The sequence below is a fragment of the Bradyrhizobium sp. genome (assembly GCF_049798375.1).
GTDB lineage: Bacteria > Pseudomonadota > Alphaproteobacteria > Rhizobiales > Xanthobacteraceae > Bradyrhizobium.
In genome coordinates this window covers 1-9,105 of sequence record NZ_JBARGP010000362.1, presented here as the reverse complement: position 1 = coordinate 9,105, position 9,105 = coordinate 1, and the positions used below count along the sequence as shown (strand labels likewise).

Genomic DNA, 9,105 nt, shown 5'->3' with positions numbered 1-9,105 from the left:
GCTGATGCCATGGCTGGAGCAGATCTTCGAGGCTTACGAAGCGTACAAGACGACGCGCGAGCACGAGGCGCATGAGCGCGAGGTCGCGCAGCTCGCGGTGCGCGAGATCTTCATGGCGTCCCAGCATAACGAGGCGCTGAACGAGGCGTTCGAGGACGACGATCCGCATCCCGAGCTGATCGAGCAGCATCATAAAAAGAAGAAAAAGCACAAGAAAAAGAAGAAGCACAAAAAGCCCGACGACGACGAGGAGGATTTCTGAGCGGCGCGCGCCGGCGCTGGGCGAGCGACAGTGGCGCCAGCAAGCGCATAGGCGGCGCTGCTCAAGAAGGCTCGCCTGGGACCGCCTCCCCGCCCTCAGGCAGCACCGACAAGCGGCGCAGCGACCAGCGCATCATCCGATACCAGGCATAGCCGGCCGCTGCGGCGCAGACGGTCAGAATGGCGATGCCCGCCGCATCGAGCGTGATGCTGACCAGCATCATCCAGCCGGCCCATAGCAGGGTGAAGGCGATGGCGCCGAGCTTGAGCGCGATGGTGGGCTTGGTGGTCATCGGCATCTCCGACTGCTCGAGAAGGCAACCATCCTGCCGCATCCAGCATGGCCGCACCGTGAGCGGCGTCACGGATCGCGCCCTGCCTACTGGCCCGCGAACCGGGCCTTCGACCGCTCGCGCGCCTTCTCCGCCTCGACCTCACGATCACGCGGCGGCGCCTGGGTGTGCAGCGAGTCCAGCAGCCGCCGCGCCGTATCCGACACCTCCTCGACCGCGCGCCGGAAGGCCGCTTCGTTGGCCTGCGACGGCCGGGCAAAGCCCGACAGCTTGCGGACGAATTGCAGCGCGGAGGCGTGAATCTCAGCCTCGGTCGCCGGCGGCTCGAAATTGAACAGCGTCTTGATGTTGCGGCACATGGCTGATTCCTCCGCGGGCGACCCGCCCATTGTTGATATCGCCGGGCAGCCTGACACGACCTATGATATTGGCCTATTATGATGGCCCACTTATCTGACCGCCAGGGGTGCGGCGTCCCGCGCTCCGACAGGGATTAGCGAGCGCATGATGAACCACGTGACCTACAAGATCGTCCAGCATGATGGTGGCTGGGCCTATACCGTCAACGGCGTGTTTTCGGAAACCTTCGCCTCGCATGCCGCAGCGCTGACGGCCGCGCGGCGCGCCGCCGCGGAACAGCGCACGCCGGGACGCACCGAGATGATCGAATACGAGACCGCGGACGGCAAGTGGCACACCGAGACGGCCTCCGGCAGCGATCGGCCGGAGACCGACGTCGAGGACAAGCGGTAGCGGCTGCGGGGCCGCCGGCTGCGGCCCACCAATTTAAACGACGCGGCCAGAAGAGCGCGCGCATCCAGGGGAGAGACAGATGAATTGCTGCAACATCACACGCCGGTTGGCGATTGCCTTGACGGCCCTCACATTGATACCGGCCGCCGCAATGGCAGCCGACTATCCTGCGCCGAAGCAAGGCGACTTCATCGCCAAGGACTTCAAATTCCATACCGGCGAGACCATGCCGGAATTGCGGCTGCACTACACGACCGTCGGCGAGCCGAGCGGACAGCCGGTGCTGGTGCTGCACGGCTCTGGCGGCTCGGCCGCGAGCATGCTGACGCCTGGCTTCGCCGGCGTGCTGTTCGGCAAGGACCAGCCGCTCGACGCCGCGAAATACTACATCATCATTCCCGACGGCATCGGCCACGGCAAATCGAGCAAGCCTTCCGACGGGCTGAAGGCCAGGTTTCCAGCCTACGATTATGCGGACATGGTCGATGCGCAGCATCGCCTGCTGACCGAGGGTCTCGGCGTCAAGCATGTGCGGCTGGTGATCGGCAATTCGATGGGCGGCATGCAGAGCTGGCTCTGGGGCGAACGTTATCCCAACTTCATGGATGCGCTGGCGCCGATGGCCTCGCAGCCGACCGCGATGGCCGCGCGCAATTGGATGCTGCGGCGGATCATGCTGGAGACCATCCGCAACGACCCCGACTACAATGGCGGCAACTACACCAGCCAGCCGCACGTGATGAAATACGCAATCACCGCTTACGGCCTCGCCAGCGCCGGCGGCACGCTGGCCTACCAGATGCTGGCGCCGACGGCGGCCAAGGCCGACAAGATGGTCGACGAGCGGCTCGCCGCGCCGGTCACCGCCGACGCCAACGACTTCCTCTATCAATGGGACGCCTCGCATGATGACGATCCCACAGCCGATCTGGAGAAGATCACCGCGACCGTGCTCGCGATCAATTCGGCCGACGACGAGCGCAATCCGCCGGAGACCGGCGTGACGGTAGAGGCCTTGAAGCGCATCAAGAATGCCAAGCTCTATCTGATCCCGGCATCGACCGAGACGCGGGGCCATTCCACGACCGGCAATGCCAAGTTCTACGCCGAGCCGCTGCGCGAGTTGCTGACCACCGCACCGCAGCGCGGCATGTAGGTGTGTTGACGCTACATGTTAGCGTCCGGGCGCGCCATCATCCGCGCCCGGCGTGCAATCTTGCGCCTTGCGGAGCGAATGAGTGGTGATAGCCTTCGCCCACCATCTTGATCCTTGGAGAGCACCTTGACCGATACTGTGACCGTTGATCTCAAGGCGATCTATGCGACGCCAAGTGAGCGGGTGATCGCGAAGGCGCGGCCTGCGCTCGATCATCACAGCAAGAGGTTCATCGCGCTATCGCCGTTCTGCGTGCTGGCGACCACGGGCGCGGACGGCGGCGCCGACGCCTCGCCACGCGGCGGCAACCCCGGCTTCGTCCATACCGAGGGCGACAGCCGGCTGTTGATGCCGGACCGTCCGGGCAACAATCGGATCGACAGTTTCAGGAATATCTCCGAGGGCAACGGCCTCGTGCAATTCATCTTCTTCGTGCCGGGAATCAACGAGACGCTGCGGGTCGGCGGCAAGGGCACGCTGACCGACGCGCCCGAACTGCTGGCGAAACTGGTGGAGTTCGGCAAGCCGCCACGGCTGGTGCTCAGCGTCGAGGTGCAGGAGGCCTATTTCCACTGCGGCAAGGCCATCATGCGCTCGAAGCTGTGGCTCAAGGAAGCCCAGGTCGAGCGCTCGGCGATGCCGAGCATCGCCGAGATCATCCACGACCAGACCAAGCTCGGCGAGCCGGAGTCGCAGGAAGCGGTCGACGCCCGTTACCGGACGCAGCTTTAGCTAGGGTCATTCCGGGGCGACGCAGAGCGTCGAGCCCTCAGGTGCGCAATTGCGCACCAAGAATCTCGAGATTCCGGGTGTGGTCCTGCGGACCATCCCGGAATGATACTACGAGGAAGGTCAGCTCTCGCTCTCGAGGCCGCCGACGTGCTTCTGGGTGTAGAGTTCGAGCCCGATGCGCTGGATCAAATCGAGCTGGGTCTCGAGGAAATCAATGTGATGCTCCTCGTCCTTCATCAGGGACTCGAACAGGTCGCGCGAGACGTAGTCCTTGACGCCATGGCAATAGGTGGCGGCTTCCTGATAGAGCGTGCGCGCACCGATTTCGGCGGCGAGGTCGCACTCGATGATCTCCTTGACGTTCTGGCCGATCCGCAAGGGCTCGAGCACCTGCATGTTCGGGAAGCCGTCGAGGAACAGGATCCGGTCGGTGAACTTGTCGGCGTGGACCATCTCTTCGATGGATTCCTTGCGCCAGACCTTGGCCATGTTCAGCAGGCCCCAATTGTTCAACAGGCGATAGTGCAGCCAATACTGATTGATCGCGGTCAGCTCGCTGCGCAGGCCCTTGTTGAGATATTCGATGACCTTTGGGTCGCCCTGCATTGTATGCTCCAAGAAATTGAGGCCGGAAACCGGCTCATATCAGCTTCGAGCAGCAAAGACGACCCTCATCACCTAGCCTTCCAAAGCTTATGGAGGTGTCGGCTCCGGGCAGAGGCGAACCTCAGCAGGCGGCCAGCGCGAACTCGCTGATGGCCTCCGCATCGTCAGATGCGGGAGCGTGGGTCTTCGCATGGTCCCGACCATGCTGGCAGCCGGACTGGCAGGCGCGGGCGCAGGGTCCCAGCGCCTCGTCGATGATGGTCTTGATGGTCCGTGCGCAGCGTCCGCATTCGGCGCTGCAGCCAAGGCAGCCATAGAGCTGCTTGGGATTGCGCGGTAGCTCGTCAGCCGCGCTGACAGCGTTGCGGACGTCGTGATCGCTGATGACGTTGCAGGAACACACAATCATAGAACGGACTTACCTTCTGAAGATCGTGCTCTAGGGATAGTAAAGCGGCCGTGGCTTCGCAAAACAAAAACACGTCTTTTGAAGCGATTCCAAATCGCCGCTCAACCTGGAATCAATCTAACTAGCGGTGCTCGAGGAAGCTCGAGCGGCGCAAGCTCCGTATAATTCCCGGCTCTGCCGCCATGACTCATCCTTGTCCGCCTTTATTCCCGTCTGCATGCCGGCGACCGGGCGGGCCTGCCCGCCTTTTTAGTAAATTGTGCACTGCACCGTGATCACGTAAAAGAACATCGTTGCGACGGCTCCGTTCATTGATCATTCAAGCGGGCTATGGAATTTTGCCGAAGGAACTTTGCCGTCTGCTATTTCTCGGAAAGGTACGGTCATGAAGAAGATGCTTATCGCCCTCGTCGCCGTGGGGACCCTCGCCACATCCGCAATCGCGCCAGCTCAGGCAAGAGGCGGAGGCGTTGCCGCCGGTGTTGCGGCCGGCCTGCTCGGCGGCGCCATTGTCGGAGGCGCGATCGCCGCTGGCAGTGGTCCCGGCTACTATTACGGCCCCGGCCCTGGCTCGTACTATTACGGCGGCGGACCGGCCTATGTCGCCGAGCCCGAGGATGACTGCTACTGGCAGCGCCAGCGGTTCTGGGACGGCTATGGCTGGCGCATCCGCCGCGTGCGCGTGTGCGAATAGCCATTCACCTTCCTTAAATTCGCGCCGCCGGGTTGGATTTCGAAAAACGAACGTTGGCCAGGCCAGAAAAAACCGTTTTTACGGGGCACCTGACCGGCCGGCGTTTGTAGCGTTTACGAAGGGTTGACGGATTTGCGTGTTTCTTACGCGCTGGCAATTCGGGAAGCGTGAGTCACCCAAACTTGGCGCCTGTCATGGGCGCCGCCTCCAGGAGAGTTCGAAATATGAAGAAGATCCTGACCGCTGCCGTTGCGGTTGCGACGATCGCAGGTTCGATCACTATCAGTGCGCCAGCTGCGCAGGCAGGCGACGGCCTCGGTGTCGGTCTCGCGGCCGGCTTGCTCGGTGGCGCCATTGTCGGTGGCGCGATCGCGTCCAGCCGTCCCGCCTATGCCGCACCGGCCTATGTCGAAGGTCCGCCGCCTCCGGGTGGCTGCTACTGGCGCCGCGAGCGCTATTGGGATGGCTACGGTTACGTGATCCGTCCGGTCCGCGTCTGCTACTGAGCTTCACGCCACGCACTTTCGAGCGCGCAAAGCCCGGCCGAATGGTCGGGCTTTTTGCTTGAACGGAGATCGCCACCGTCAGTGCGCGGCGTCGATCGCCTTCAGCACGCTTTCGCTGGGCCAGCAATCGACCTTGAGTCCCGCCTTTTTCTGGAACGTCCCGAGCGCCGCACGGGTCTGCATCCCAGCCTTGCCGTCGAGCTTGTCGCTATAGAGGCCGAGCCGCGTCAGCCCCTTCTGCATCGCCTCGACGTCTTTCGTGCGCAGTTGCTTCGATGCCGACCATGGCGTCGCGAACGGCAGCGGGCTGGTCATGCGATCAGCCAGGTGCCCGACGAACAGCACATAGAGGTCGGAGAAATTGTATTCCTTGATCACGAAGTAGTTCTTGGTCGCCAGGAAGGCCGGACCGTAGATTCCTTCAGGCTGCAGCAGCGAGGCCGGCTGCGCCTGCTCGGCCGCGCTGAGCCGCTGCCCCCGCGCTGGCACGAAGCCTGCTCGCAGCCATTGGCCGATCGGTTTCGTGACATCAGGCACGCCCACGGTACAGTCGACATTGTCAGGCGCCTTGACCTCATAGGCCCAGCGTACCCCGCTCTGCCAGCCCTTGTCGGCAAGCTGCTGCGCGGCCGAGCCGAGCGCGTCCGGCACCGAATGCCAGAGGTCGACCTTGCCGTCGCCGTCGACGTCGACACCATGCTTGTAGTACTCCGACGGCAGGAACTGGGTGAGACCGACGGCGCCGCCCCAGGATGCGCGCAGATCCTTCCGGCTCACGACACCGCCGCTGAGCATCTTCAACGCCAAGATGAATTCGGTGCGGTACTGGTCCTTGCGGCGGCCGACATAGGCCTGGGTCGCCAGTACGCGCAGCCCGTCATAAGGCAGCGTGTAGCGGCCGAAATCGGTCTCCCGGCCCCAGATCGCGAGCACGATCGGGGCCGGCACGCCGAAGCGTTTTTCGATCTGGTCCAGCGCCGGACGATATTGCTGCATCAGCTTTTGGCCGTAGGACGCCAGCCGCGCGATCGAGGCCTCCTTGATGTAATCGGCCGGGACCTGCACGAACTCGGCCTGCGACGGCGCGCCTGTCGCGGGCCGTCCGGGCAGCAGAAGGTCGGGCAGCTTGTAGTCGGGATCGAGCCCGCGCGTTTCGGCATCGAAGGTGGCGCGCGAGACGCCCTGCTGTTTCGCCTCGAGCCACAGCGAGGCGACGAACTGCGTGAAGGCGGCGTCGGCGGCGCGTGCTGATGTCGCTCCGCACAGAGAGACAATCACCACCGCAATGAGCGTGATGCGCCGCATTAGCGCGCCTACCGCGTCAGCTTCTTGTACTTCACCCGGTGCGGGATGATGCTGTCCTGGCCGAGCCGGCGCATCTTGTCCTTCTCGTAGTCCTGGAAGTTACCCTCGAACCATTCGACATGGCTGTCGCCCTCGAATGCCAGCATGTGGGTGGCGATGCGGTCGAGGAACCAGCGATCATGGCTGATGATGACGGCGCAGCCGGCGAAATCCTCCAGCGCCTCTTCGAGCGCGCGCAACGTGTCGACGTCGAGATCGTTGGTCGGCTCGTCGAGCAGCAGGACGTTGGCGCCCGACTTCAGCATCTTGGCGAGATGGACGCGGTTGCGCTCACCGCCCGACAGCGAACCGACCTTCTTCTGCTGGTCGCCGCCCTTGAAGTTGAACGCCGAGCAGTAGCCGCGCGAGTTCACTTCCTTCTTGCCGAGCAGGATCAGCTCGTTGCCGCCGGAAATTTCCTCCCAGACGTTCTTGCTGCCGTCGAGCGCGTCGCGCGACTGGTCGACATAGCCGAGATGCACTGATTCACCGACCGTGATGGTGCCGGCGTCCGGCTTTTCCTGCCCGGTGATCATGCGGAACAGCGTGGTCTTGCCGGCACCGTTTGCGCCGATCACGCCGACGATGCCGCCGGGCGGCAGCTTGAAACTGAGATTGTCGATCAGGAGCCGATCGCCAAAGCTCTTGTTCAGGCCCTCGAAGTCGACGACGTTCTGGCCGAGACGCTCGGCGACCGGAATGACGATCTGCGCGCCCTGGGACTGCTTCTCGCTGGCCTTCTTGAGCAGCTCCTCGTAGCGCTGATAACGCGCCTTCGATTTGGCCTGGCGCGCCTTCGGCGAAGCCGCGATCCACTCCTGCTCACGCGCCAGGGTGCGCTGATGCGCGGCGTCCTCGCGGCCCTCCTGCTCCAGGCGCTTCTGCTTCTGCTGCAGCCATGAGGAGTAGTTGCCCTCGTAGGGAATGCCCTTGCCGCGATCGAGCTCGAGGATCCAGCTGGTGACGTTGTCGAGGAAGTAGCGGTCGTGGGTGACGATCAGGATCGCGCCGGGATAGTTGCGCAGATGGCCTTCGAGCCAGGACACCGACTCCGCGTCGAGATGGTTGGTCGGTTCGTCCAGCAGCAATAGCTCCGGCTGGTCGAGCAACAGCTTGCACAGCGCGACGCGGCGGCGCTCGCCGCCGGAGAGCTTGGTGACGTCGGCATCGTCGGGCGGACAGCGTAGCGCGTCCATCGCCTGATCGACCTTGCTGTCGAGATCCCACAGGCCCTGGGCCTCGATCTCGTCCTGCAGCTTGGTCATCTCATCGGCGGTCTCTTCCGAATAGTTCATCGCGAGTTCGTTGTAGCGATCGAGGATCGCCTTCTGCTTGGCGACGCCCAGCATGACGTTCTCGCGCACCGACAGTTTCGCATCCAGCTGCGGCTCCTGCTCGAGGTAGCCGACACGCGCACCCTCGGCGACCCAGGCCTCGCCCGTGTACTCCTTGTCGATGCCGGCCATGATCTTGAGCAGCGTCGACTTGCCGGCGCCGTTGACGCCGAGCACGCCGATCTTGGCATCCGGATAGAACGACAGATGGACGTTATCGAGCACCTTGCGAGTCGGATAGGCCTTGGTCAGACCCTGCATGAAATAGACGAATTGGCGCGCCATCGCGTTTCCTTTGGAAACAGTCAACGTTTATGGGGGATGTTGACGCTGATGTAGCTGCGCCGCCCCCAAAGGGCAACCGGCGGGCGGGTCCGGGCGGGACAATTGCGGGCTTGCCGAGCCCGTTTCCCATTCATTCACCACGGATCACTACGGAATCGACACCATGTGTGCGGCATGTCACGACAATTGAAACCGACTTTTAATTAACTGGGACGGAAACTCGCTCCCGGCGCCGAAAAAACGTCCGTCGAGCACGAAACGCGCCAAGACCGCACAACAGCGAGCGCCCGTCATGACCACCATTTCGACAGTGTCCCTGTCCTCATCAGCAGTGAAGCGTGGGCCGTCGTCCGGCCTGGTCGCCGAGTTCAAGAGCTTCTGGCGCGAATTCTTCGCCCGGGCGTTCAATCCCTATCGGCCGGAATTGCACTACATGCGCGGACCCGGCCCGGCCTGGCACGCGAAATACGGTGCGCAGGCCTCGTTCCGAGTCAAGACCGACAGCTGACATCCAGCGCCCGTCCTCGACGCAAATTGAAGGCCGGGCGCTTGCGCAGCCCTGATTTGCGCGCGACGATAACGTCCATTCGTTAAGGCGACATCCCCTGTCGCCGTTCCCGCCATGAATGGACCCTGCCGATGACGCGGCTGCGCTGTGCAATCCTCGATGACTATTACGATACGGCGCTGACGCTCGCCGACTGGCCTATGCTCGCCGACCGCGTCGATGCA

General features: G+C 63.3%; 12 protein-coding genes and 1 pseudogene. 7 read left to right on the top strand and 6 right to left on the bottom strand.

Annotation, left to right across the window (positions count from 1 at the left end; all coding sequences use genetic code 11):
- A pseudogene (locus WA702_RS15235) lies at nt 1-262 on the top strand (collagen-like protein); the annotation flags it as partial.
- Nucleotides 263-323: 61 nt separating this feature from the next.
- Here WA702_RS15235 and WA702_RS15230 read toward each other — a convergent pair.
- Together WA702_RS15230 and WA702_RS15225 are read right to left on the bottom strand one after the other, a co-directional pair.
- Complete coding sequence (locus WA702_RS15230; protein WP_425111358.1) at nt 324-554, bottom strand: hypothetical protein; 231 nt, start codon at nt 552-554, stop codon at nt 324-326.
- An 86-nt stretch (nt 555-640) separates the two neighbouring features.
- Entirely contained in the window at nt 641-913 is a 273-nt protein-coding gene (locus WA702_RS15225; RefSeq protein ID WP_425111357.1) for a DUF2277 domain-containing protein, read from the bottom strand.
- A gap of 148 nt (nt 914-1,061) precedes the next feature.
- Here WA702_RS15225 and WA702_RS15220 point away from each other — a divergent pair, with 148 nt between their 5' ends.
- The 3 genes from WA702_RS15220 to WA702_RS15210 all read left to right on the top strand — a co-directional run bounded on the left by WA702_RS15220 (nt 1,062) and on the right by WA702_RS15210 (nt 3,195).
- Nucleotides 1,062-1,307, top strand: a complete 246-nt coding sequence (locus WA702_RS15220; protein ID WP_425111359.1) for a DUF2188 domain-containing protein — start codon at nt 1,062-1,064, stop codon at nt 1,305-1,307.
- A gap of 79 nt (nt 1,308-1,386) precedes the next feature.
- Entirely contained in the window at nt 1,387-2,463 is a 1,077-nt protein-coding gene (locus WA702_RS15215; RefSeq protein ID WP_425111356.1) for an alpha/beta fold hydrolase, read from the top strand.
- Nucleotides 2,464-2,589: 126 nt separating this feature from the next.
- Entirely contained in the window at nt 2,590-3,195 is a 606-nt protein-coding gene (locus WA702_RS15210; RefSeq protein WP_425111355.1) for a pyridoxamine 5'-phosphate oxidase family protein, read from the top strand.
- Nucleotides 3,196-3,315: 120 nt separating this feature from the next.
- Here the strand turns inward: WA702_RS15210 and bfr are convergent, their stop codons facing one another.
- Nucleotides 3,316-3,801, bottom strand: coding sequence for a bacterioferritin (gene bfr, locus WA702_RS15205; RefSeq protein ID WP_425111354.1), 486 nt, complete (start codon nt 3,799-3,801; stop codon nt 3,316-3,318).
- A 121-nt stretch (nt 3,802-3,922) separates the two neighbouring features.
- On the bottom strand, nt 3,923-4,210 hold the full coding sequence (locus WA702_RS15200; protein ID WP_425111353.1) for a (2Fe-2S)-binding protein: 288 nt from the start codon (nt 4,208-4,210) through the stop codon (nt 3,923-3,925).
- Nucleotides 4,211-4,595: 385 nt separating this feature from the next.
- Here WA702_RS15200 and WA702_RS15195 point away from each other — a divergent pair, with 385 nt between their 5' ends.
- The gene (locus WA702_RS15195) at nt 4,596-4,904 is read left to right on the top strand and encodes a hypothetical protein (RefSeq protein ID WP_425111352.1); all 309 of its coding nucleotides are present in this window, start codon (nt 4,596-4,598) and stop codon (nt 4,902-4,904) included.
- A gap of 224 nt (nt 4,905-5,128) precedes the next feature.
- Entirely contained in the window at nt 5,129-5,410 is a 282-nt protein-coding gene (locus tag WA702_RS15190) for a hypothetical protein (protein WP_425111351.1), read from the top strand.
- Nucleotides 5,411-5,488: 78 nt separating this feature from the next.
- Here the strand turns inward: WA702_RS15190 and WA702_RS15185 are convergent, their stop codons facing one another.
- Complete coding sequence (locus tag WA702_RS15185; protein ID WP_425111350.1) at nt 5,489-6,715, bottom strand: lytic murein transglycosylase; 1,227 nt, start codon at nt 6,713-6,715, stop codon at nt 5,489-5,491.
- Between the two features lie 8 nt (nt 6,716-6,723).
- Nucleotides 6,724-8,373, bottom strand: coding sequence for an energy-dependent translational throttle protein EttA (gene ettA, locus WA702_RS15180; RefSeq protein ID WP_425111349.1), 1,650 nt, complete (start codon nt 8,371-8,373; stop codon nt 6,724-6,726).
- 292 nt (nt 8,374-8,665) lie between these two features.
- On the opposite strand from ettA, the gene WA702_RS15175 reads away from it, so the two are divergent.
- Nucleotides 8,666-8,881: a hypothetical protein gene (locus WA702_RS15175; RefSeq protein WP_425111348.1), complete on the top strand. Its 216-nt coding sequence runs from the start codon at nt 8,666-8,668 to the stop codon at nt 8,879-8,881.
- The last annotated feature ends 224 nt before the right edge of the window (nt 8,882-9,105 follow it).